This window comes from Streptomyces sp. NPDC051913, assembly GCF_044593635.1.
Classification (GTDB): domain Bacteria; phylum Actinomycetota; class Actinomycetes; order Streptomycetales; family Streptomycetaceae; genus Streptomyces.
Genome location: NZ_JBIUCI010000009.1, coordinates 240420 through 263367, shown reverse-complemented (window position 1 = coordinate 263367; position 22948 = coordinate 240420). Strand labels below are relative to the sequence as shown.

Genomic DNA, 22948 nt, shown 5'->3' with positions numbered 1-22948 from the left:
GCTAGTCGGGGCATGGGAGCACAAAGGGGGCGCATTTCGAAAGGTGTTGGAATATGACGCAGCGAAGTACCTGAACGATCGCGTCCCGCTCGAACGTGCACGCAGAAGCGTCACCCTTGTCGGTGAGAGATCATGCGGAACATGAGCGACGACCACACACATGTCCAGGAGTTCTTCGGTGCCCGGGCGGCCGACTGGGACACCCGGTTCCCCGACGACGGCCCCGCCTACGCGGCCGCGGTCACCGAGCTCGGGCTGCGCGCGGGCGACCGCGTGCTCGACGCCGGCTGCGGTACCGGACGCGCCCTGACGCCCCTGCGTGCGGCCGTGGGGCCCTCGGGAGCGGTTCTCGGGGCCGATCTCACCCCGGCCATGCTCCAGGCCGCCGTGCGGGCGGGACGGGACCGGGACGGGCAGCTGCTCCTGGCCGACGTGGCCGCGCTGCCGGTGCGCTCCGGGGCCCTGGACGCGGTGTTCGGGGCGGGGTTGATCTCCCACCTGCCCGATCCGGCGGTGAATCTGCGGGAGTTGGCGCGCGTGGTGCGGCCGGGCGGCGTCCTGGCGCTGTTCCACCCGATCGGCAGGGCGGCGCTCGCGGCCCGGCAGGGCCGGCAGATCACTCCGGACGACCTGCGCGCGGAGCCCAACCTCCGGCCCCTGCTGGCCGGTTCCGGGTGGCGCATGACGTCGTACACCGACGAGGACGCCCGGTTCCTGGCACTGGCCGTACGCGAGGACTGACCACTCCCACGCCCGCCCGGCGCCGCCATCGCGCGCGCCGCCTCCCGCGCCGAACTCACCTGACTGCGGGGAGACCCTGGCCTCACTCGACGGCTGATCCGTCCGCGGCCGATCTGTCCAGGTGTCGTACGGGGCACCCACCTGCGCCCGGGGTGGGACGGGTGCCCAGGTCCGCCAGCCGGTAGCCGTCCGGGTAGCCCTTGATCTCCCAGTTCTGCCGGGCGAAGTGCGGTGCGCGGCGCGGTGGAAGCAACCGGACCGCACGGCCGCGCAGCCGCACCGCCCCTCGCACGAGGGTGCGGGTCGCCGCGCCCGGTGCCGGGTAGCGGAAGGCGCGCAGCAGCGACTCGTCGAGGAGCGCGCGCGTCGAGGCCTTCAGCAGGGGTGCCAGCGGGCTCGGGTACCAGGACGCCATCAGGTCGATCGTCGCGTCCGAGACGCGCCGCGCGCCCTCGTCCCAACCGAAGTGGGCCTCCTCGTAGGCGTCGAGGCAGGCCTCGAACTCCTCGTAGGTCTCGGGGATGTCCGTGATGCCCATGTGCCGCCCCAGAGTGCGGTAGTGGACGACCGAGGCGACGATCTCGTGACGTGACAGTCGACGCCATGCGTAGGCGTCGATCCACCGTCTGGGCATCACGACGAACGTGCACAGGACGTAGCGCATGTCGTCGTTGGTGATGTCGTAGCTGCGGTGCATCTGGTTGATGCGGCGGATCGCCGTACGGCCCTCTTCGCTGCCGAAGCCGTGCTCGACGACGGCGTCCAGGAGCAGCGAGGTGTCGTCGTACCGTTTCTGCGACCGGTCCGTGAGCTCCGCCGTCTCGGCGAGCAGCCGCCCGATGCTCGGGACGGCGTAGGTGCGGTAGAGGGCCAGTTCCAGGGATCGGGTGAAGTCCCAGGGGAACTCGTACGCGGTCATCAGCCGGTAGATCTCCGAGGCGTCCTCGTGCGGGTCCATCCGCCGTATCCGCTCGAGCCGCTCGAACCGCTTCACCGCAGCGTCCCCCTTCTGCCGTCGAAGCTCCAACTCTACGTTGGGCAGCAGAAGATGAACGATCGGTCGAGGCGGCAACCACGCAGGGGGAAGGTGGTCAGCATGTGGGGCAGGATGCGCAAGTCGTTCGCCGGGCTCGTCAGCACCGCGCGCTCCGAGAACGACCATGACCGGGACAGGCGCGGCCACAATCTGTTCGAGGCAGCGGCCGTCTATGTGTCGGCCTGTGCGGAGGACGATCAGGACCAGATCGACGAGGCCGCGGGCTGGGTCTCACCGGAAGCCCTGTCGTTCGGGGTGAGCGAGCTGGCCTGCCGGGCCGTCATCGCGCTGGCGCGGGAGCGCGACGAGTCGCCGCAGACCGTGGCGCGTGCCCTGCTGGGGCTTCCGGCGGCCTGAAGGACGGGGCATCCGAGGTCGATTCGCCCCGTCCGGTCGGAAAACTGCAGCTCCGGGGTGCATGGGAGTCGTGACAAGCTGCTTCCGCTCGCACTAGGGTGCGCGCCGTTGGACGAACCGATGGGGAGGCTGGGATGGCCGGGACGGACGAGGACGCCGTCGCCGCCGCGGACGATGCGCTCTATGTGCTCACGGCGGTGCTGCTGACGCCGGCGAAGTTTCCGAGCGTGCTGGGCGACGACTATCCGGAGGCCTGTGCGGCGCTCGGTCTCGCGCCGCTCGCCGACGGATACGGCCTGGTGCTCGGCCAGGACGGCGACGGCTCCCGTTGGACGGTCGTCATCGACGACGTCTCACTGGTCGCCGTGGCCATCGCGTCGTGGGACTGCGGCATGGAGTACGACCTGTCTCCCGAGGAGCGCACGGTCGTCGCCGCCCTGCCGGGCTGGCCGCTCGCCGTGGCCGTCGCGGCGCCGGGTGTGCCGGCGCCGCACGATCCCGGCCCGGAGGTCGCCGACCGTCCGCCGCTGACGCCGCCGGACGCCTCCACGTGGGGGCCGGCTCAGCGGCGCCTGGGCGCGGACGAGATCGCCGTGCAGTGGTCGCTGTGGCGGGAGCAGATCGACGACTCCGAGTTCCCTCTGCCGGGGGCGGCCGAGGACGCCGAAAAGGCGGAGGAGACGGCGGAGACCGAGGAGGGCACCGAACCGGCCGGGAAGGCCGAGGGCAACGGTGGCCACCAGGGCATCCGGCGCGTGCTCGCGGAGGCCCGCGGGTACGTGGACACACCGCCGCCGCTGGGCCGGGTCCGGTCGTCGTTCGCGCCCGGGGACGCCCGCACGCTGCGCGCGGACGGTCCCGGCTGGTCGCTGGTGGCCAGGACCGACGACATCGCCTTCGTCCTGCTGGACGACGAACCCGGCGAGGTCCTCCCGGTCGGCCGCGGCCCGGAACTGCCGGGGCTGCTGGAGGCACTCGACAAGATGGCCGTACGGCCGCTCTGAGCGGGGGCGGCAGCACTCACCGGGCCTGCCTCCCGACGTTCCGTACGTCGAGCGCGGAGCGGTTGATCAACTGAACAGCGACTGACCGCGGGACACCCATGCCGCTGCGTCGTTCCATGTGGCCCCAACCCATGGATGACGCGGCGGCGCACTCGCACCATGGGGCAGCTCTCGACTCCCCGTCCCGTCCTGGAGGCCGCTCATGCGTGTGTCCCGAGGTGCTCCCCTCATCACCACCGCCTTGGTGACGACGGCTCTGACCACAGCCCTTGCCCTGCCGGGTCCCGCCGCGGCCACGGACGTCACCGCCGATGACTGCGCGCGCCATGAGGGGACCCGCGTGCCGGGTGCCGCCTTCCAGCAGCGCGCCTGCCTCGCGGACCTGACCACGACCGGCCTGGCCGGCACTCCGTACACCGACCTGGCCGACCAGGCAGGCCTCACGGCCCGGGCGACACGAACGCCGTCCGGGGTGCCCGGGATGCAGATCGACGGCTACTTCCCGGACTCCTCGCACTCCAACGCCACCCACGGCTGGCAGCACGACGCCCAGTTCGTGATCCGGCTGCCGGACCACTGGAACGGCGGGCTGGTCGTCACGGGCGCCCCGGGGACGCGCAGACAGTACGCGACGGACAAGGCGATCTCCGACCGGGTACTCGCCCAGGGCTACGCGTATGCCGCGACCGACAAGGGCAACAACGGTGCCGATTTCTACCGCGACGGCACCCGCCCCGGTGACGCGGTCGCCGAGTGGAACGCGCGCACCACTCAGCTCACGCGCGCGGCCGAACGCGTCGTCGCCCAGCGCTACGGGCAGGCGCCGCGGCGGACGTACATGACCGGGATCTCCAACGGCGGTTATCTGACGCGCTGGCAACTGGAGAACCATCCGGAGCTGTACGACGGCGGGGTCGACTGGGAAGGCGCCCTGTGGACACAGGACGGTCCCAGCCTGCTCACCTCGCTGCCCACGGCCGTGGCCCGGATGACCGGCGCGGCGACGGACGAGGACATGTACGCGGCGGGCTTCGCGCGTGGCTCCGAGTTCCTGTGGCCGTACCACGAGAAGGCCTACTGGGGCATCACGCAGAAGATCTACCGCGCCGAGTTCGACCCGGCCTACGACCCCGAGTGCCCTGGCCCGACGGCCGGGACCACCACGGAGCAGATCCTGGCGCCCTGCGCCACCGACGCGGCCTACGACTACGCGTCACGTCCCGCGTCGGTCCGCCGCGCCGTGGCCGAGGTCGCGCTGACCGGGCGCATCGGACGCCCGCTGATCACGCTGCACGGCGATCTGGACGCGCTGCTGCCCAAGGCGGCGGACTCGGATGTGTACGACCGCATGATCGACGCGAGGGGACGGGGCCGCCTGCACCGGTACTACACCGTCCAAGGCGGCACGCACGTCGACGGGCTGTACGACACCTATCCGGACCGGCTGCGTCCGATCCTGCCCTGCTACCGGACGGCCTTCGACGCGCTGGTGGCCTGGGTGGAGCGAGGCACCCCGCCGCCCGCGGACCAGGTCATCGACCGGCCCGCGAGCGGCGACGTGGTCGACTCCTGCGCCCTGGACGACCGGGCGCCGCACCGGGCCGCCGCGGCCCGCTAGCCCGCGAGTCCCGGACCGCGGCGGCCCGGTGACCCACGGGTCTCAGCGACCGAGCTCCTTGCGTGTGACACGGCGCAGCCTGCGCCGCTGCGAGGGGTCCAGCGTGAGGTACGCGGCGGCCGGGACTCCCAGGACTATCAGGAGCGCGGCCCACCACGGCAGCCAGAACAGCAGGATGATGCCGACCGCCACACCACCGACGGCGATCTTCGCGTTCTTCGACATGTGTCGCCTCCTTCGCGGCCACTGCCGCTCTCTGTCCTGACAACGGGCCCGCGCCTCCCGCGGTTCCGCGCCACGACCCTGAGACATCCCTGAGGAGCGACCCCTACGCGTCCCTGAGACGGGGATACCCATCCCCGCGTCGAAGTGACCCGGCTCACAGCCGGGTCACTTCGGGTTCTTCCGGGCGCTCCTGTACTGTCGGCCACCGCGCATCGAGTAGTCAAACTTGAGGAGTGTCGCATTCCTGTGCCGAGGATCCCCGCGGCCACACCGTCCGAGATCTCCCGACTGGCCCGCTGCTGTGCCGTGTTCGTGCCCGGCGACCCGGCCCGCACCGGTCGCGTCGCCTTCTGGGACCCCGAGGGCGACGCCCCTCCCGGCGTCGCGTCGGGGACCATGGCGGACCTGACCGTCGTCGTGCCCGGCGAGGAGGGGGTCGAGGCGGTGACCGTACCGGCGGTGCTGCTACCGGTGCCTTCGGCGCTGCCCGTCCTCACGCGTGCGCGTGCCGTGGCCGACGGCCACCGGGCGGCCGTGTTCTGGGGCACGGCCGCCGTGCACGCCCTCCAACTGGCGGCTCGCGGTCTGCTGTTGCCTGGCCTGTCCGAGGGCGACCACGACGCATGGCGGGCGGGTCCGCTGCGCGCAGAGGACGTGGAGCGCCTGCGCGCACTCGCCGCCGCGATGCCACCCGAGGCGCACGCCACGCCTCTCGGCGACCGCGAGCCGTCGGGCGAGGACGAGGCCTTGCGCCTGCCCGATCCCGAGCGGCTGCTGCGCGCCTTCCTGGACGCGGTGGCCGACGCCCTGCCCCGCTCCCCCGCCGCCTCACTCGTGACGGGCGGCCCCGCCTACGCGGCACGCGAACCTCAGCATGTGCCCGAGTACCGCGCCTGGGCCGCCGATGTCGCCGCGGGTCATGACGCCGGTGTACGGCTGTCGCTGCGGATCGAGGTGCCCGGTCTCGAGACGGCGGCGCAGGACCAGGAGGGGCTTGCCTTCCGCGCCGTACCGCAGGTGCACAGCGTGAGCGAGCCGGGCCTGGTCGCGGACGCGTCCGCGGTGTGGACCGGCGCCCAGCGGGCGTTCGGCCCGCGCGCGCGGATGGACGCCCTGCTCGCGCTGCGCCGCGCGGCACGCGCCTGGCCCCCGCTGACGCCCCTGCTGTCGGCGACCGTGCCGGACGCCGTCGTACTCGCCGACGACGAGATCACCGACCTCCTGACGGACGGCGCCCGGGCCCTCGACTCCGTCGGGGTCGACGTGCACTGGCCCAAGGCGCTGGCCCGCAAGCTGACGGCCCGCGCGGTGGTCGGCCCGCCGGACGAGGAGTCCGGCCGCGGAAGGACCGTGGCGGACCGGCCGTCGTTCCTGTCCGCCGACGCGCTGCTGGCGTTCAACTGGTCGTTCGCGCTGGGCGACCAGCGGCTCACCCGCGCGGAACTGGACCGGCTCGCCGAGGCCAACCGCCCCGTCGTACGACTGCGCGACCAGTGGGTCCTCGTCGACCCCCGGGAAGTGCACCGGGCCCGCTCCCAGCAGGACCGCAAGGTCACCCCGATCGACGCGCTAGGCGCCGCTCTCACCGGTTCCACGGAGGTCGACGGCCGCCGGGTCGACGTGGAGCCCACGGGGTGGCTGGCGAGCCTGCGGGAGCGGCTCGCGGACCCGGAGGCGCAGGAGCCCGTCGGACAGCCCGCGGGGCTCGCGGCGACCCTGCGCGACTACCAGCGCCGCGGCCTCGACTGGCTGGCCCGGATGACCTCCCTGGGGCTGGGTTGCTGCCTCGCCGACGACATGGGACTCGGCAAGACCGTCACCCTCATCGCCCTGCATCTGCACCGGCAGACGGAGCCCTCGGCCGCCGGCCCCACGCTCGTGGTGTGCCCGACGTCCCTGATGGGCAACTGGCAGCGCGAGATCGAGAAGTTCGCCCCCGGTGTGCCCGTGCGCCGTTTCCACGGGCCCCGCCGCGACCTGGACGCCCTGGCCGACGGGGAGTTCGTCCTCACCACCTACGGCACGATGCGGCTCGACGCGGGCCGGCTGGCCGAGGTGTCGTGGGGCATGGTCGTGGCGGACGAGGCCCAGCACGTGAAGAACCCGTACTCGGCGACGGCACGGCAACTGCGTTCCCTCGACGCACGCGCGCGTGTGGCGCTCACCGGCACCCCGGTGGAGAACAACCTGTCGGAGCTGTGGGCCATTCTCGACTGGACGACCCCGGGCCTGCTGGGGCGTCTCGGCACCTTCCGCAGCCGGTACGCGCAGCCCGTCGAGGGCGGCCGGGACCCGGCGGCCGCCGAACGGCTCTCCCGGCTCGTACGGCCCTTCCTGCTGCGTCGCCGCAAGTCCGATCCGGGAATCGCCCCGGAGCTGCCGCCGAAGACGGAGACCGACCGTGCCGTCTCGCTCACCACGGAACAAGCGGGGCTGTACGAGGCGGTGGTGCGCGAGACGCTCGCGGAGATCTCCGGCGCCGACGCCATGGCGCGTCGTGGGCTGATCGTGAAGCTGCTCACCGGCCTGAAGCAGATCTGCAATCACCCCGCGCAGTTCCTCAAGGAGGACCGGCCCACGATCGCCGGACGTTCCGGAAAGCTGGAGCTCCTCGACGAACTGCTCGACACGATCCTGGCCGAGGGCGCGGGCGTGCTGGTCTTCACCCAGTACGTGCAGATGGCCCGCCTCATCGAGGGGCACCTGACCGCGCGCGGGGTGTCCTCGCAGTTCCTGCACGGCGGTACGCCGATCGCCGCGCGCGAGGCGATGGTGCAGCGCTTCCAGGACGGTGAGGTGCCGGTCTTCCTGCTGTCGTTGAAGGCGGCAGGCACCGGGCTGAACCTGACCCGGGCCGAGCACGTCGTGCATTACGACCGCTGGTGGAACCCCGCCGTCGAGGCGCAGGCCACCGACCGGGCGTACCGCATCGGTCAGGACCGGCCCGTACAGGTGCACCGGTTGATCGCCGAGGGCACGATCGAGGACCGCATCGCCGACATGCTCAGCCGCAAACGGGAGTTGGCCGACGCGGTGCTGGGCGCCGGCGAGGCCGCGCTCACCGAGCTGACGGACGCGGAACTGGCCGACCTGGTCGAGCTGCGAGGGGGCGCGCGATGAACATGTACGACGAGACCGGCCCGTACGAGGAGACAACGGAGCGGACGTTCGCCGCGTTCCCACCCGCGCAGGGGCGCGGCTTCGCCCAGACCTGGTGGGGGCAGGCCTGGTTGAAGGCGTTGGAGGACACCGCGCTCGACTCGCAGCAGGTGAAGACCGGTCGCAGGCTCGCGCGCGCGGGGGCCGTCGGCGCGGTGTCGGTGCGACCGGGGCGGATCACGGCCGTCGTCCAGGACCGGGACCGCACCCCGCACCGGGCGGACGTGCTGCTGGAGCAGCTGTCCGGCGAGCAGTGGGACCGTTTCCTGGAGATGGCCGTGGAGCGCGCCGGGCACATCGCGGCGCTCCTGGACCGCGAGATGCCGCCGCACCTGGTCGAGGACGCGGCGGCGGCGGGCGTCGAACTCCTGCCGGGGCTGGGCGATCTGGAGCCGCGGTGCGACTGCGGCGCCTGGGACCACTGCGGGCACACGGCGGCGCTCTGCTACCAGGTGGCACGGCTGCTGGACCAGGACCCGTTCGTCCTGCTCCTGATGCGGGGGCGCGCCGAACGCACCCTGCTGGACGACCTCCAGGCCCGCACCGCCGCCCCCGTGCCGGTGGAGCCGGCTGACGCTCGGGAGGGTGTGGACGCGGCGGAGGCCTTCGCCGCCGGGGACATCCTGCCGCCGCTCCCGGAACCGCCGGAGCTGCTCGACGGGCCGGGCATACCGCCGTCCCTGGACACCGAGACACCGCCCCCGTCCGACGTCGACCCGGCCGCCCTGGAGTTCCTGGCCGCCCGGACCGCGACGGAGGCACAACGTCTGCTGATCGAGGCGCTGGGCGAACAGGGAGCCGCGGAGGAGGAGTTGGCGGTCGGACAGGACGCGGTCCGGCTGGCTCTCGGTGGTCCCGGCCCGGCCGTGGCCGAGCGGCTGGCCGCAGGGTCGGGACGGGACAGGGAGGGCCTCGCGTCAGCCGTGCGCGCGTGGCGGTACGGCGGGGTGGCCGCGTTGTCCGTGCTGGAGGAGGAGCGCACGGTCGAGGGCGAGGAGCTCGCACGCGCGCGTGCCGTGCTCGACGCGGCGTGGGACGAGGACGAACGACCACCACTGACCGCACGGGGCGACCGCTGGACCGTCACCGGCACCGGGAGCCAGCTGCGCCTCGGGCGCGACGGCCGTTGGTGGCCCTACCGCGAGGAACGGGGACGCTGGGTGCCCGCGGGCGCCCCGGCCCAGGACCCCGCGACAGCGTTGGCGGCCGTGGCGGAGGCCACTACGGGCGGTTCCGAGTCGGAATGAGCGACGGCGCGGGCGCGTTCGACACGCAGGGCCGCCTCGCCGGCAGGGGTGAGGCGTCGACCGTGGCCCTGCGTGCGGCTCCCCCGCGGAATCCGATCACGTCCGCGTCACGGCAGTTCACCGGCCGCCAAGGACGGGATGAGCGACTCCAGACCGCTCGGGAACTCGGTCGGGAACTGCGACGGCAACCGTGTCGGCACCTCGCTGGGGAGCCTGGTCGGCAGTTCGCTCGGCAGACTCGCGGAGGGGCGGGGCGAACTGCTCGCGCTCGCACTGGGCTTGTCGTCGGGTGAGCCGTCGCCGCCGGACCCCATGAGGACGACGACGGCCACGGCCGCGCCGACCACGAGAACGGCGAGCAGGAGGTACAGCGGGTTGCGTCGCGGGCTCGACGGCGGCGGAGGAGGCTCCCAACCCCCTTGGGTGGGCGGACCGTTGCCCCCGGGAGGCGGACCGTACCCACCAGGCGACCCATGGCCCCCTGCTGAGCCGGGGCCGAAACCCTCGGGAGGCGGTCCGAAGCCGCCGGCGGGCGGCGGAGTGCCACCCGGCGGCCCGGGCGGCTGAGGCGGTACGGGCGGCATGGCCATACCGTCCAGAGTCGCCGCGAAGCGGGCACGGCGCGACCCCCGCACGGAAGTTGATACGGACTCATGCAATGGACCGCATGATTCCGGAGCATTCGGTGCGGAGGCCGGCCGCCCCGACACGCGCGCGTGCCTGACAAAACCCGCCGTACAAGAGGCGCGACGGGCCCACGCGCACGTGCGTCCACTACGTGCGCACGCGCACGTGTCAGCCGCGCGCGCCCAGCAGGTGGTCCATCGCGAGCTGGTCGAGCTGCTCGAAGGCCATACCGCGCGCGGCGGCCGCCTCCACGTCGAACTCCTCGAAGGCCGTACGGTCCGCGAGCAGCGCCTTCAGGCCGTCCGCCGCCGTGGGCTGCGCCAGCTCGTCCAGACGCGCGGCGCGCAGCGCCTCCTGGACCGCCGGGTCGGCGCGGAAGGCGGCCGCACGCTCCTTGAGGATGAGGTAGTTGCGCATGCAGCCGGCGGCCGACGCCCACACGCCGTCGAGGTCCTCGGTGCGCGGCGGCTTGAAGTCGAAGTGCTTCGGGCCCGCGTAACCGGCGCTCTCCAGCAGGTCGACCAGCCAGAAGGCGGCACGCAGGTCGCCCGCGCCGAAGCGGAGGTCCTGGTCGTACTTGATGCCGGACTGGCCGTTGAGGTCGATGTGGAAGAGCTTGCCCGCCCACAGCGCCTGTGCGATGCCGTGCGGGAAGTTCAGCCCCGCCATCTGCTCGTGGCCGACCTCGGGGTTGACGCCGTACAGCTCCGGGCGCTCCAGGCGCTCGATGAAGGCCAGCGCGTGGCCGACGGTCGGGAGCAGGATGTCGCCGCGGGGCTCGTTCGGCTTGGGCTCGATGGCGAACTTCAGGTTGTAGCCCTGCTCGGTCACGTACTCGCCCAGGAGGTCGAAGGCCTCCTTCATGCGGTCAAGGGCGACGCGTACGTCCTTGGCGCCGCCGGACTCGGCGCCCTCGCGGCCGCCCCAGGCGACGTAGGTCTCGGCGCCGAGCTCGACCGCCAGGTCGATGTTGCGGATCACCTTGCGCAGCGCGTAACGCCGCACGTCACGGTCGTTCGCGGTGAACCCGCCGTCCTTGAAGACGGGGTGCGTGAAGAGGTTGGTGGTGGCCATCGGCACCTTCATGCCGGTGGCGTCGAGGGCCTCCCGGAAGCGCTTGATGTGACCCTCGCGCTCGCTGTCCGAGGACCCGAAGGGGATCAGGTCGTCGTCGTGGAAGGTCACACCGTGGGCGCCGAGCTCGGCCAGGCGCTGCACCGTCTCGACGGGGTCGAGGGCCCGCCGCGTGGCGTCGCCGAACGGGTCCCTTCCCTGCCAGCCGACGGTCCACAGGCCGAAGGTGAACCTGTCCTCGGGGGTGGGCTGGTAGTTCATGCCGCGGCTCCTACTCGCTGACGACTGTCCTCCACGACTATTTCGTCATGGCGGTTTACAAATTAGTATGCACACGCGTCTCAGGGAAGAGACAAGATGTCTCCAGAGGGAGACACGCCGCACATGAGGGAGAAACCCGATGTCAGCTGCCGAGGGTCCGCTCGTCGTCGGCGTGGACACGTCCACGCAGTCCACCAAGGCCCTGGTCGTCGACGCGTCGACCGGCCGGGTGGTCGCGAGCGGTCAGGCGCCGCACACCGTCTCGACCGGTGCCGGCCGCGAGAGCGACCCGCGTCAGTGGTGGGACGCCCTGGGCGAGGCCCTGCGTCAGTGCGGCGACGCCGCGCACGAGGCCGCGGCGGTGTCGATCGGCGGCCAGCAGCACGGCCTGGTCACGCTGGACGAGCGCGGCGAGCCGGTGCGCCCGGCCCTGCTGTGGAACGACGTGCGCTCGGCGCCGCAGGCCGCGCGGCTGATCGAGGAGCTGGGCGGCCCGAAGGCCTGGGCGGAGCGCACCGGCAGCGTGCCCGGCGCGTCCTTCACGGTCACGAAGTGGGCCTGGCTGGCCGAGCACGAGCCGGACGCTATCCGCGCGACGAAGTCCGTGCGACTCCCCCACGACTACCTCACCGAGCGCCTCACCGGCCAGGGCACGACGGATCGCGGTGACGTCTCCGGCACCGGCTGGTGGGCGTCGGCGACCGAGTCGTACGACGACGAGATCCTCGCCCATGTGGGCCTCGACCCGGCCCTCCTCCCGCGCGTGGTCCGCCCCGGCGAGGTGGCGGGCACCGTGCGTGACAGCCACGACCTGCCGTTCTCCAAGGGCACGCTGGTCGCCCCCGGCACCGGTGACAACGCCGCCGCGGCGCTGGGCCTCGGTCTGCGCCCCGGTACCCCGGTGCTGAGCCTCGGCACCTCCGGCACGGTGTACGCGGTGTCCGAGCGACGCCCCGCAGACCCGACCGGCACGGTGGCGGGCTTCGCCGACGCGCACGGGGACTGGCTGCCGCTGGCCTGCACCCTGAACTGCACCCTCGCCGTCGACCGCGTCGCCGCCCTCCTCGGCCTGGACCGCGAGGCCGTGGAGCCCACGTCCGGCGTCACGCTCCTGCCGTACCTGGACGGCGAACGCACCCCGAACCTGCCGCACGCCTCGGGCCTGCTGCACGGCCTGCGCCACGACACGACCGGCGGCCAACTGCTCCAGGCCGCGTACGACGGTGCCGTCCACGCCCTCCTCGGCGCGCTCGACCTGGTCCTGGACGAGGACGCGGACCGTTCGGCCCCGCTGCTGCTGATCGGCGGCGGTGCCCGGGGTCGGGCCTGGCAGGAGACCGTGCGACGGCTGTCGGGGCGTCCCGTCCAGATCCCGGAGGCCAAGGAGCTGGTCGCGCTCGGCGCCGCCGCACAGGCCGCCGGCCTGCTGACCGGCGAGGACCCGGCCGCGGTCGCCCGGCGCTGGAACACGACCGCCGGCCCGGTGCTGGAGGCCGTGGAGCGGGACGAGGCGACGATGGCGAGGATCTCCGGGGTACTCTCCGACGCGGCTCCGCTGCTGGAGCAGCCGACGGGGGGTCGTTGAGCACCCGCGCCGATGACCGAGAACCGATGACCCATGACCGAGGGCCGACGACTGCGGGCCACAGGCACTGAGGGACTGACGGAGGCATGACCGCACCGCTGCACGACACCCACCCGGCCGGCCCCGGGCGTGCGCTGCCCGACACCCAGCAGGGCATGCGCCGGCGCAACCTGGCCCGGGTCATGCACGCGGTCAGCGCCGAGGGGCCGCTGTCCCGGGCCGCGGTCGCCTCCCGGATCGGGCTGACGCGGGCGGCCGTGTCGACCCTCGTCGACGAGCTCATACGCTTCGGCCTGCTGGAGGAGCTGGGGCCCGAGCGGCCGGGCCGGGTGGGCCGTCCCGGTTCGGCCCTCGCCGTCAGTGGGCACGGTCCGGCCGGGATCGGCGCCGAGGTCGGCGTCGACCACCTCGCGGTCTGCGCGGTCGACCTGCGCGGCCGGGTGCGCGCCCGGGCCGAGCGGCACGGCGCGAATCGCGGCCGTCGTCCCGGGCCCGTGATCGAAGAGCTCACGAAACTGATCGACCAGGTCGTCACCGAGGCACACGGCGAGGGACTGTGGCCCGCGGGGTTGGCGGTGGCCGTGCCGGGCCTGGTGGCCCGTGACGCCCGTACCGTCGTCCGCGCCCCGAACCTGGACTGGCACGACACGGACCTCGGTGCCCTGCTGCCCTCGGCCTACCCGTTGACCGTGGACAACGAGGCGAACTTCGGGGCGCTCGCGGAACTGTGGCTCGGGGACGGGACTCCGCACGACTTTCTGCACGTGTCGGCGGAGATCGGTATCGGCGCGGCGGTCGTCGTCGCCGGTGGGCTGCTGCGCGGGACCCGTGGCTTCGCGGGCGAGCTGGGGCATGTGCCGGTGCAGCCGGAGGGCCCGCCGTGCGCGTGCGGCGGTCGCGGATGCCTGGAGCAGTACGCCGGTGAGGAGGCGGTGCTGCGGGCCGCGGGTCTTGAGCCGGGCGAGGATCGCGTCGGGCTCCTCGCCGGGCGGGCCGCCGACGGGGACGAGCGGGTGCGCGGTGCGCTGCGCGAGGCGGGGGCCGCGCTCGGCGTGGCGCTGACGGGGGCGGTGAACCTGCTGGACCCCGAGAGTGTCGTGCTCGGTGGCGCGCTGTCCGGGCTCGCGCCCTGGCTGCTGCCCTCGCTGGAAGCCGAGCTGGACCGGCGTACCGCGGGCCCCGCCTGTCCGGTCTCCGTCTCGCGCTTCGGGCCCGAGGGACCGCTGCTGGGTGCCGCGCACTCGGTGGTCCGCGGTGTCCTCGACGACCCGGCCGCGGTGGCCGAACGGGCCTGATCGCAGGGTCACCGCACCCGTGTGGGTGACCGGGATGTCCACAGTTCCGGCGCCGTCCACGGAAACCCGCGGCGCCCTTCTGCCCGATTCGCCCACGCCGTACCGTGATCCACGCGAGGCACAACCACCATGGCAACGGTCGGGGGACGAGGGGATGCGTATGTCGGGGGAAACGGTCACGGAGCTTCGGCACGATGCTCCCCTGCCCAGTCGGCGCCGGGTGCTCAAGGGCGCCGCCCTCGCGGCCGTCCCCTACGCGCTGCTCCCCGACGCCCGCGCGGGCGCGGAGACACACGCCGTGGACCACTCCACCGCCGAATGGCAACCCGCGACCCGCGCCAACTACACGCCGGCGGACCGCGCCGCGCCCCGCCCCCTCGACCTCGTGATCATCCATGTCACGCAGACCAGTTACCGCAAGACGCTGGGCGTCTTCCGGAGCCCCGCGAAGAAGGTCTCCGCGCACTACGTGGTCCGCTCGTGGGACGGCAACATCGCGCAGTGCGTCCGTGAGACCGACGTCGCCTGGCACGCGGGCAACTGGGACTACAACACACGCAGCATCGGCATCGAGCACGAAGGGTGGGTGGACCAGCCGGCGTACTTCACCGAAGCCCTCTACGAGCAGTCGGCGTCGCTCACGGCGGACATCTGCACTCGGCACGGCATCCCGATCGACCGGGCGCACATCATCGGGCACCACGAGGTGCCGGGCACGGACCACACCGACCCGGGGCCGCACTGGGACTGGGCGGGCTATCTGAGACGGGTCGAACGGGCAGCGCGGTGACGTCGTTCGGGTGACTGCGGTCGAAAAGGTTGTCCGGGCGCGTACCGGGAGTGACGATGGCATCAGCCGCATCGCCTTCCGGGGAGGCCGAGTTGACCGATCCGTGGGTGGCCCTGGAGCCGGGGGCCGACCCCGCCGAGCAGGCGCGCATGCTGCGCCGGGCGCACGAGACGTTCACCGAGGGGGGCACCGTGCCGCGGCCGGTGCGTCCGGTGGTGGCCGACTCGTGGCGGCGTTCCGCGCGGGCCGGGGTCGGTCCGGACGGCACGGCGAGCGTGGAACTCATGGACGGCGACCTCGGCGCGTACCGGGCCGAACATCCACTGGCGCGGGTGATGCCGCTCTTCCGTGAACTGCTGGGCACCTTCGCGGCGGACGGCGAGCACCTGCTCGCGGTGTGCGACGCGCACGGACGGCTGCTGTGGGTCGAGGGGCATGCGTCGACCCGGCGGCGGGCGGACAGGATGAACTTCGTGCCGGGCGCGCGCTGGGCGGAGACCGCGGTCGGGACGAACGCGCCGGGTACGGCGGTCGCCGTGGACCGGCCGGTGCAGGTGTTCGCCGCGGAGCACTTCATCCGCCAGGTGCAGCCGTGGACCTGCGCGGCGGCTCCGGTGCACGATCCGCGTACGGGCCGGGTGCTCGGCGCCGTGGACATCACCGGCGGGGACGGGCTCGCGCATCCGCACAGCCTGGGGTTCGTGCAGGCGGTGGCGCGGGCGGCGGAGTCCCAACTGGCGCTGCTGGCGCCGGAGACGCCCGCCGCCGGCGTGCCCGAGCTCTCGGCACTGGGGCGTGACGAGGCACAGGTGCTGGTCGCCGGGCGCAGGATCAGGCTCAGCCGTCGGCACAGCGAGCTTGTCGTGCTGCTGTCCCGCCATCCGGAGGGGCTGACCGGCGACGAGCTGTTGTGCGCGCTGTACGAGGACGAGTCGGTGACACCGGTGACGCTCCGGGCCGAACTGGCGCGGCTGCGCCGGGTGCTGGGTCCCGGGCTGCTGGCCTCGCGCCCCTACCGGCTCACGGTGCCGGTCGGGTCGGACGTCGCCGTGGTGGAGCGGCGGCTGGAGACCGGCGCGGTGACGGCGGCGGTGACGGCGTACGCCGGTCCGCTGCTGCCCTCCTCGCAGGCGCCGGCGGTGGTGCGGCTGCGGCAGCGGCTCACGGACGGGCTCCGTACCGCGCTGATCGCCCGCCGCGACCCCGACCTGCTGGCGGACTGGGTGCACACGCCGTGGGGCGAGGACGACTTCGACGTATGGCGGGCGCTGGCGGCGGCGCGGCCGACGGCGGCGGTGCGGGCCCGGCTCGCGGCCCTGGAGTCGGAGCTCGGCTGGCGGCGGCCGGTGGCAACGTAGTTGCAACGTCCGTTTCCCTAGCCTCGCGCCGAGAGCTGCCCAACGGCGGGCAGCGCTTCGCAGGGAGGCAGACCAGCATGACCCGTTACGCGGCGCCCGGCACCGAGGGCGCGATCGTCTCCTACCAGGCGCGCTACGACCATTTCATCGGCGGCGAGTACGTGCCGCCGGCCCGCGGGCAGTACTTCGAGAACCCGTCACCGGTGAACGGGCAGCCCTTCACCGAGGTCGCGCGCGGTACGGCGGAGGACGTGGAGCGGGCACTCGACGCGGCGCACGCGGCGGCGCCCGGCTGGGGCCGCACTTCGGTGACGGAACGCTCCGACATCCTGCTCAAGATCGCCGACCGCATGGAGGCGTATCTAGAACCGCTGGCGGTCGCGGAGAGCTGGGAGAACGGCAAGCCGGTGCGCGAGACGCTGGCGGCCGACATCCCGCTCGCCATCGACCACTTCCGTTACTTCGCGGGGGCGATCCGCGCGCAGGAGGGCTCGCTCGGCGAGGTCGACGACGACACGGTGGCGTACCACTTCCACGAGCCGCTGGGCGTGGTCGCGCAGATCATCCCGTGGAACTTCCCGATCCTGATGGCGGTCTGGAAGCTGGCACCGGCGCTCGCCGCGGGCAACGCGGTCGTCATCAAGCCGGCCGAGCAGACCCCGGCTTCCATCCACTACTGGATGAGCCTGATCTCTGATCTGCTGCCGCCGGGCGTGGTCAACATCGTCAACGGCTTCGGCGTCGAGGCGGGCAAGCCGCTCGCGTCCAGCCCGCGGGTGGCGAAGGTGGCGTTCACCGGTGAGACCACGACGGGGCGGCTGATCATGCAGTACGCCTCGGAGAACATCAAGCCGGTCACGCTGGAGCTCGGCGGCAAGTCGCCCAACATCTTCTTCGACGACGTATGGGCGCAGGACGACGACTTCCGCGACAAGGCCCTCGAAGGCTTCACCATGTTCGCCCTCAACCAGGGCGAGGTGTGCACCTGCCCGTCCCGCGCGCTCGTCCAACGCGGCAACTACGCCGAGTTCCTTCAGGCGGCGGTCGCCCGCACCGAACTCATCAAGCCCGGCCACCCCCTCGACACCGACACGATGATCGGCGCACAGGCCTCCAACGACCAGCTGGAGAAGATCCTCTCCTACCTCGACATCGGCCGCCAGGAAGGCGCGAAGATCCTCACGGGCGGCCGGCGCATCGACTACGACGGCGAGTTGAAGGGCGGCTACTACGTCCAGCCGACGATCTTCGAGGGCGACAACCGGATGCGGATCTTCCAGGAGGAGATCTTCGGCCCGGTCGTCTCGGTGGCGTCCTTCGACGACTTCGACGACGCCATCAAGATCGCGAACGACACGCTGTACGGACTCGGGGCGGGCGTGTGGACCCGGGACATCAACACCGCCTACCGCGCGGGCCGCGCGATCCAGGCGGGCCGCGTCTGGACCAACTGCTACCACGCCTACCCGGCGCACGCCGCCTTCGGCGGCTACAAGCAGTCCGGGATCGGCCGCGAGACGCACAAGATGATGCTGGAGCACTACCAGCAGACGAAGAACCTGTTGGTGAGCTACTCGCCCAGGAAGCTCGGCTTCTTCTGAGCACGGCAGAAGGGCACGGCAGAAGGGCGCCCCACCGGGACCGTTACCGGTGGGGCGCCCTTGCGCTGTGCGCGTGACCGAGCGACCGGACGAAACGTGATCTGTGCCACAGGTTGAAATTGAGCATGCAATTTCATGTTCGCGCAAACCTGACCCTTTTCCTCCTGTTTCTGTGAAACCAGCAGCTCGTCAGGGTGGCGCCAGGGGGCGCGCGGGGTGGCGAAGTATGGCGCTGTGCGACTGCGAAAAGCGCCGTCCGCGCCCCGCGTGCGGAAAGTTACCTTCCGTTAGAACGATGTGCTGAGAGGCCTGCACGAATCGCTGTGCTCATAGGCTTATCTGTTTCGCAGAGCAACGGTGCTCTAGGTGCCTGCCCGCCCGACGGGGGACGGTGCGGTCACAACACCGCCTGAAACGAAGGAAGACAGCCACTGTGAACTACGTCGACGCCGGCTTCGTGCTGGCCCTCGCCGCCGCGGCGCGCTCATTCGCGCCCGACGTGTGGTTCTTAGTGCGGCGCCTGCTCGGCGCCGGAGTCCGGCTCGGTGCCCTGGTGCTGGCCGAACAGCAGCCCGTTTCCCCCACACCCCCCACCGCGGCCGCCCTTGACGAAGGAGGCCACCGGTGAGCATTCCTCACCCCGACCCCGCAGGACCCGCCATCGACTGCGACATGCCCTGGGTACCACCGGACTTCGAGGCGTTCCAGGCCCGGTACGACCGGGCGTTCCTGGAGTACAGCCGGATCCATCTCGGAGACCATGCCGCGGCTCGGCGGCTCGTGGACGCCACGTTCCTCTATCTGGCCGTCATCTGGCCCCGGCTGCGTGTCATGGCCGACCGCGGCGCGTACGCCTGGGCCCTGTTCAAGCAACGCGTGCACGGCGAGTTGGACGCACAGGGCCGCAGCCCCGCCATCACCGAGAACCTGGCCTTCGCCCGTGCCATCCGGGCGGCCACCGAACCGCTGCTGGAGTCGTTCAGGACCTCCTTCCACGCCGAGCACGGTGACGAGTTCGCCGAACTCGAGGAAGGGCTGGGCATCTACCGCCACATGGCACGCCTGAGCGAGCGGCAGTTCGACGTCCTGGTGCTGCGGGACGCGCTCGCGTTCACCACCAGGGACACCGCCCTGATCATGGGGATCAGCGAGGCCACGGTCCGCTCCACCCATCGGACGGCAAAGATCCGCATGGCGTCGGCCATGGGGTACCGCACCGACGACGCCCCCGAGGCAGACAAGGAGTGAGGGGCCTGTGAACCGCACCCCGCGCAGCATCGATGAGGCCTTGCGCCGTGCCCGCGTCTTCGAGGGCGAGTACACCGACGCCGACCTCGAACGATCCCGGCGCACCCTGGCCGGGCAGTTGCACGAGCTGCGCTGGGTGCAGTTCCTGAGCACCGTTCCGGCCGGCTGCGCGCACACGCCTGCGGCCGCGCTGCCCGAGCAGGCCGCCCACGACCTGCGGCTGCTGTGCCGCGGCACCGTCCAGCACCGTGAGGCGTCCGGGCACATCCTGGCCTTCGAGAACGATCGCGCCCCGGACGGCGCCCTCACCTTCGCCAGCCTGCTCTACCTGGCCGACGAGGAGGAGGGGGCGCAGTTCTGGTGGCACTACGCCGCCGGATCCGGCAGTGTCACCGCGGCCCTGTGCGTCTATTTGCTGCATCTGCGCCGGGGAGAGATGCGCGACGCCACCCACTGGGCCGGACAGATCCACTGCCTCAACATCCTGGGCTGGGACACCTACACGCCCGTCGACCATCACGCCGCCCTGCCCGCGCCCCCGCCCGTGTCGGCCGCGGCCGTCCGCTACCGGCTGCCGGCCTCCGGGCCCAGAGTGTGCGAGGACGCCCTCAAGGACGCGCTCGACGATCTGCGCACGCCCTGCGCCGGGGCGCTCGGCCCGGTGCCCCAGCCGATCCCCGCCCTCGCCACCCACTGGGCGGACCTGGTCACTTGTTAGGAGAAGCCCCGGAGCGGACGACGATCGCCTGGTGCCGGGGCAGGCCGTCGCCCCGGCACCTCGGTGTCACGCCTCGTCGCGGAGGCGGGCCGTCAGAGAGGTCAGGGACTCCGTCTCCTCGGTGTGGCCCAGTGCGGTCAGCCGGCCGATCGCCGCGTCGAGGCGGGTGAGGGCGGGGGCGGGGCGTTCCAGGTAGATGCCCTCCACCGCGCCCGCGAGGCGGACGCACTCCGCCCACTCCCCCACGTGACCGTCTCCTTGTCCCGGCTCGCCGAGCAGGGCGAGGGCCTTGTCCAGGGCGGTCAGGGCGTCCTCGTACTCGCCGGCGTAGGCGTTGACCCGGCCGTGCTCGTAGGCCAGCGCCGGGTCCAGGGAGCGGCCGTGCGCCTCGAACCCGGCGGCGCGGGCCTCGTCGGCGATCCGGCCGGCGTCGGCGAGGAAGGCGCGGGCGTCGGCCAGACCGTCGGGCCCCTGCTGCTGGGCCTGGAGTCGGGCGAGCTCGCGCAGACTGTTGCTGAGCATCTCGAAGCGCGGAGCCTTGGCGTGCGCGGCGAGTGCCTGGTCGGCGGCCTCGCGGGCCCGCTCGAACTCGCCGGACTCGCCCAGGAGTACGGCCGTCTCGGCGGCGATCATGGCGTGGCTGCCCGGGTCGTCGTCCCAGCCCGCCGACTCGGCCGCGAGGGCGACGAACTCGGCGGTGGCGGCCTTCAGGTCCTCCCCCGTGTGCAGCGCGCGGGCGCGGGTCAGCCGCAGCTGGGCGGCGAGCCGGTCGTCCAACTCACCTGCGGCGACGTCCGGTTCGGCCAGCAGCGAGTCGAGCAGGGCGATGCAGTCCTCCACGCGGCCGAGGTCGAGGCTGAGCTGGGCCGCGTTGCTGTAGGTGCAGTACGCGTCGATCCGGTTGCCGCGCCGCAGGTCCACCTCCGCCGAGCGCGTCAGGTGCCGCAGGGCTTCGTCGGGTCGGCCCAGGTGCATACAGGCCTCGGCCAGGTCGCCGAGGATCCGGGTGGTGTCGACGACGTCGGCCGGCCAGTCGGCGGCCAGCCGCAGCCCTTCGGTGAGGTCCGTGTACGCCGACTGCGCGTCGCGGAGGCCGAGTTGGAGCCGTCCGCGCAGCCCGAGCGTGCGCGGCAGATGCCAGGCGGGGCCGTCCGTACGCAGCCGGTCCAGGACGGCGTCGATCTCGGCGACCGCGGTGGGCAGGTCACCGGAGAGGGCGTGGGTGCTGACCCGCAGCACCCGCGCGCCGGAGATCTGCCCGGCGAGGTCGTGCCGGGTCGCGAACGCGTGCAGCAGGTCCACCTCGGCCAGGACCGGCGCGATGTGCTCCTCGTCCCCGGACGTCTGCAGCCGTACGGCGAGCGCGGTGGCCCGCAGCCGCAGGAGACGTGCCTCCTGGTACGGGGCGAGGTCGGACGTCTCCTCGTGCAGCCGGACCATGGCGGCGTGGGCCTCGGTGAGCGCGGCGGTCCTCGCCTCGACGGCGGCCTCGTCCTCCGGGGGGATCTCGGCGGTGGCCAGCAGCGCGCAGGCGCGGGAGACCGCGGCGTCGGCCGGCTCACCGGCGTCGTCGTACAGTCCCGCGGCCTCCTCGTGGAGGGCGGCGGCGTCGGCGAACCGGTCCTTGATGCCCGCCCGGTTGGCCTCGTCGGACAGCAGGTCCGCGCGCAGCCGGACGAGCGGGCCGACGGTCGGGTCGTCGGGGTGGGCGTAGTCGCGCGTGGCGACGAGCGTGCGCAGCCGGGCCCAGCACGCCTGGGCGTCCGGGTGTCCCACCTCGTCCAACTCCCGCGCACGGATGATGAGTTCAGGAAGGGACTCGGGGATGGTGGGCGCCACGGGGGCGGTGGGCGCCGCGACCGGGGCGGGCTGGGCCACCTCGTCCAGCTCCCGCGTACGCAGGGTCAGTTCGAGCTTCTCCAGCAGCGGGGTCCGGTCGAGGCGGGCTCTGCGGCGCTCGGCGTGGGTCGTGGTGGCGTTGCGGGCGTCGAAGCGGGCGGCGAGGTCGTCGGCGCGGCCTCGCACCTCGGCGCGCAGCGCGGCCACGGTCCAGGTGCGGCCCGTGTATCCGGCGGCGGGCAGCTCGCCGTGGCCGAGGGCCTCGACGCGCTGGAGCAGGACCTCCACGCCGGTGAGGAAGCCGAGCTGGTCCAGCGGGGAGTCGACCTCGTCGAAGAGGTTCCGGTTCTCGGCGAGCAGTTCGAGGCCACGGGCCTCGTTGCCGGTGAGGGCGCAGAACTCCAGGTGCCGGCCGACCTCTTCGGACATCGAGGGGTTGCGGCGGCAGGCGCGATAGCCGGTGAGGTGCAGTTCGCGGGCCCGGTCGGTGGCGCCGGTGCGCAGCAGCGGAAGCAGCGCGTACGAGGCGGAGCGGGCGGGCTCCTCCTTGCAGGACTCCTTCCCGGCGAGGACCGGCTCGAAGACGCGCAGGGCCTCCTTGTCGTCGCCCGCCCTGAGGTGGTGCCGGGCGCGCTGGCAGGTCTCGCAGGCCTCGCAGTCGCTCAACCGGGTGCGGGTGCGGGCCGCCCACAGGTCGTAGGCGAGGGCGGTGTCCTCTCCCACGTGCGCCGCGAGTTGGAACGCCTGTCCGTAGTACGGCTGGAGGCCGAGGTCGGCCTTCTCGTACCGGTCGCGCATCTCCGTCAGCCACTGGCGCAGGCTGGACAGGGGTATCTCGGGCAGCTGGCGCAGGGCGTGGGCCACCCACTTGAACCGCCAGAACAGCTGGTGGCGCAGGCGCTCGTCGAAGACGTCGGGCTGCTCGTCGAAGAGGGTGAGCAGGCGCGCGAAGACGACCGGGGACTTGCGGGGTTCGGAGCCGTACGTGTACGCCTCCTGGAGTTCGAGGAGGGCGTCGATGAGCGGGACGGGCTCCGCGAACTGCTCGGCGGCGTCGACGAGTTCCTCGGCGGTGACGGTGCGGGTGCGGCCGTAGGGGCGCCGGTCGTTCTCCTTGAGCGCCTGGTACAGCTCGTCGGTGCTCTGGGGATGAGGTGTCGTCATC

The 22948-nt window shown here is 72.7% G+C and carries 19 protein-coding genes; 14 read left to right on the top strand and 5 right to left on the bottom strand.

Annotated features, from left to right (window positions below; all coding sequences use genetic code 11):
- Positions 1 to 141 precede the first annotated feature (141 nt).
- The gene (locus ACIHIX_RS27625) at positions 142 to 741 is read left to right on the top strand and encodes a class I SAM-dependent methyltransferase (protein ID WP_399960648.1); all 600 of its coding nucleotides are present in this window, start codon (positions 142 to 144) and stop codon (positions 739 to 741) included.
- Between the two features lie 82 nt (positions 742 to 823).
- On the opposite strand, the gene ACIHIX_RS27620 is transcribed toward ACIHIX_RS27625, so the two are convergent.
- Positions 824 to 1735 (bottom strand): oxygenase MpaB family protein, encoded by a 912-nt coding sequence (locus ACIHIX_RS27620; protein ID WP_399960646.1) that lies wholly within the window; start codon positions 1733 to 1735, stop codon positions 824 to 826.
- A 102-nt stretch (positions 1736 to 1837) separates the two neighbouring features.
- Here ACIHIX_RS27620 and ACIHIX_RS27615 point away from each other — a divergent pair, with 102 nt between their 5' ends.
- The 3 genes from ACIHIX_RS27615 (at position 1838) to ACIHIX_RS27605 (ending at position 4756) form a co-directional block, all read left to right on the top strand.
- Complete coding sequence (locus ACIHIX_RS27615) at positions 1838 to 2134, top strand: hypothetical protein (protein WP_399960645.1); 297 nt, start codon at positions 1838 to 1840, stop codon at positions 2132 to 2134.
- Between the two features lie 134 nt (positions 2135 to 2268).
- Positions 2269 to 3138 carry a hypothetical protein gene (locus ACIHIX_RS27610; RefSeq protein WP_399960643.1) on the top strand — a complete coding sequence of 290 codons (870 nt, stop codon included), beginning with the start codon at positions 2269 to 2271 and terminating at the stop codon, positions 3136 to 3138.
- 202 nt (positions 3139 to 3340) lie between these two features.
- Positions 3341 to 4756 (top strand): tannase/feruloyl esterase family alpha/beta hydrolase, encoded by a 1416-nt coding sequence (locus ACIHIX_RS27605; protein ID WP_399960641.1) that lies wholly within the window; start codon positions 3341 to 3343, stop codon positions 4754 to 4756.
- Positions 4757 to 4798: 42 nt separating this feature from the next.
- On the opposite strand, the gene ACIHIX_RS27600 is transcribed toward ACIHIX_RS27605, so the two are convergent.
- Entirely contained in the window at positions 4799 to 4981 is a 183-nt protein-coding gene (locus ACIHIX_RS27600; protein WP_329341869.1) for a hypothetical protein, read from the bottom strand.
- A gap of 246 nt (positions 4982 to 5227) precedes the next feature.
- On the opposite strand from ACIHIX_RS27600, the gene ACIHIX_RS27595 reads away from it, so the two are divergent.
- Positions 5228 to 8101 (top strand): DEAD/DEAH box helicase, encoded by a 2874-nt coding sequence (locus tag ACIHIX_RS27595; RefSeq protein ID WP_399960639.1) that lies wholly within the window; start codon positions 5228 to 5230, stop codon positions 8099 to 8101.
- Between the two features lie 2 nt (positions 8102 to 8103).
- The gene (locus tag ACIHIX_RS27590; RefSeq protein WP_399960851.1) at positions 8104 to 9387 is read left to right on the top strand and encodes an SWF or SNF family helicase; all 1284 of its coding nucleotides are present in this window, start codon (positions 8104 to 8106) and stop codon (positions 9385 to 9387) included.
- A gap of 107 nt (positions 9388 to 9494) precedes the next feature.
- Here ACIHIX_RS27590 and ACIHIX_RS27585 read toward each other — a convergent pair whose 3' ends face one another.
- Positions 9495 to 9719, bottom strand: coding sequence for a hypothetical protein (locus ACIHIX_RS27585; RefSeq protein WP_399960638.1), 225 nt, complete (start codon positions 9717 to 9719; stop codon positions 9495 to 9497).
- Positions 9720 to 10182: 463 nt separating this feature from the next.
- Positions 10183 to 11349, bottom strand: a complete 1167-nt coding sequence (xylA, locus tag ACIHIX_RS27580; protein WP_399960636.1) for a xylose isomerase — start codon at positions 11347 to 11349, stop codon at positions 10183 to 10185.
- Positions 11350 to 11488: 139 nt separating this feature from the next.
- On the opposite strand from xylA, the gene xylB reads away from it, so the two are divergent.
- The 8 genes from xylB to ACIHIX_RS27540 all read left to right on the top strand — a co-directional run bounded on the left by xylB (position 11489) and on the right by ACIHIX_RS27540 (position 19944).
- Positions 11489 to 12934, top strand: coding sequence for a xylulokinase (xylB, locus tag ACIHIX_RS27575; RefSeq protein WP_399960634.1), 1446 nt, complete (start codon positions 11489 to 11491; stop codon positions 12932 to 12934).
- An 86-nt stretch (positions 12935 to 13020) separates the two neighbouring features.
- Positions 13021 to 14229, top strand: a complete 1209-nt coding sequence (locus ACIHIX_RS27570) for an ROK family protein (RefSeq protein ID WP_399960632.1) — start codon at positions 13021 to 13023, stop codon at positions 14227 to 14229.
- Between the two features lie 160 nt (positions 14230 to 14389).
- Positions 14390 to 15019, top strand: a complete 630-nt coding sequence (locus ACIHIX_RS27565; RefSeq protein WP_399960630.1) for an N-acetylmuramoyl-L-alanine amidase — start codon at positions 14390 to 14392, stop codon at positions 15017 to 15019.
- A gap of 56 nt (positions 15020 to 15075) precedes the next feature.
- A complete protein-coding gene (locus tag ACIHIX_RS27560) occupies positions 15076 to 16377 on the top strand; it encodes a GAF domain-containing protein (RefSeq protein ID WP_399960628.1) in 1302 nt (433 codons plus the stop codon).
- 77 nt (positions 16378 to 16454) lie between these two features.
- Positions 16455 to 17978, top strand: coding sequence for an aldehyde dehydrogenase family protein (locus ACIHIX_RS27555; protein WP_399960626.1), 1524 nt, complete (start codon positions 16455 to 16457; stop codon positions 17976 to 17978).
- A 433-nt stretch (positions 17979 to 18411) separates the two neighbouring features.
- Positions 18412 to 18606, top strand: coding sequence for a hypothetical protein (locus ACIHIX_RS27550; RefSeq protein WP_399960624.1), 195 nt, complete (start codon positions 18412 to 18414; stop codon positions 18604 to 18606).
- Positions 18603 to 19226 (top strand): sigma-70 family RNA polymerase sigma factor, encoded by a 624-nt coding sequence (locus ACIHIX_RS27545; protein WP_399960622.1) that lies wholly within the window; start codon positions 18603 to 18605, stop codon positions 19224 to 19226. Before ACIHIX_RS27550 ends, ACIHIX_RS27545 begins: the two co-directional genes overlap by 4 nt.
- A 7-nt stretch (positions 19227 to 19233) precedes the next feature.
- Entirely contained in the window at positions 19234 to 19944 is a 711-nt protein-coding gene (locus tag ACIHIX_RS27540) for a hypothetical protein (protein WP_399960620.1), read from the top strand.
- A gap of 66 nt (positions 19945 to 20010) precedes the next feature.
- On the opposite strand, the gene ACIHIX_RS27535 is transcribed toward ACIHIX_RS27540, so the two are convergent.
- The gene (locus tag ACIHIX_RS27535; protein WP_399960618.1) at positions 20011 to 22947 is read right to left on the bottom strand and encodes a hypothetical protein; all 2937 of its coding nucleotides are present in this window, start codon (positions 22945 to 22947) and stop codon (positions 20011 to 20013) included.
- Between the last annotated feature and the right edge of the window lies 1 nt (position 22948).

Bases quoted from the DNA above. Each gene is read 5' to 3' on its own strand.
- ACIHIX_RS27555 (WP_399960626.1), top strand. From the start codon at position 16,455: ATGACCCGTTACGCGGCGCCCGGCACCGAGGGCGCGATCGTCTCCTAC.
- ACIHIX_RS27560 (WP_399960628.1), top strand. From the start codon at position 15,076: ATGGCATCAGCCGCATCGCCTTCCGGGGAGGCCGAGTTGACCGATCCG.
- xylA (WP_399960636.1), bottom strand. From the start codon at position 11,349: ATGAACTACCAGCCCACCCCCGAGGACAGGTTCACCTTCGGCCTGTGG.
- ACIHIX_RS27565 (WP_399960630.1), top strand. From the start codon at position 14,390: ATGTCGGGGGAAACGGTCACGGAGCTTCGGCACGATGCTCCCCTGCCC.
- ACIHIX_RS27625 (WP_399960648.1), top strand. From the start codon at position 142: ATGAGCGACGACCACACACATGTCCAGGAGTTCTTCGGTGCCCGGGCG.
- ACIHIX_RS27600 (WP_329341869.1), bottom strand. From the start codon at position 4,981: ATGTCGAAGAACGCGAAGATCGCCGTCGGTGGTGTGGCGGTCGGCATC.
- ACIHIX_RS27570 (WP_399960632.1), top strand. From the start codon at position 13,021: ATGACCGCACCGCTGCACGACACCCACCCGGCCGGCCCCGGGCGTGCG.
- xylB (WP_399960634.1), top strand. From the start codon at position 11,489: ATGTCAGCTGCCGAGGGTCCGCTCGTCGTCGGCGTGGACACGTCCACG.
- ACIHIX_RS27535 (WP_399960618.1), bottom strand. From the start codon at position 22,947: ATGACGACACCTCATCCCCAGAGCACCGACGAGCTGTACCAGGCGCTC.
- ACIHIX_RS27610 (WP_399960643.1), top strand. From the start codon at position 2,269: ATGGCCGGGACGGACGAGGACGCCGTCGCCGCCGCGGACGATGCGCTC.
- ACIHIX_RS27615 (WP_399960645.1), top strand. From the start codon at position 1,838: ATGTGGGGCAGGATGCGCAAGTCGTTCGCCGGGCTCGTCAGCACCGCG.
- ACIHIX_RS27590 (WP_399960851.1), top strand. From the start codon at position 8,104: ATGTACGACGAGACCGGCCCGTACGAGGAGACAACGGAGCGGACGTTC.
- ACIHIX_RS27605 (WP_399960641.1), top strand. From the start codon at position 3,341: ATGCGTGTGTCCCGAGGTGCTCCCCTCATCACCACCGCCTTGGTGACG.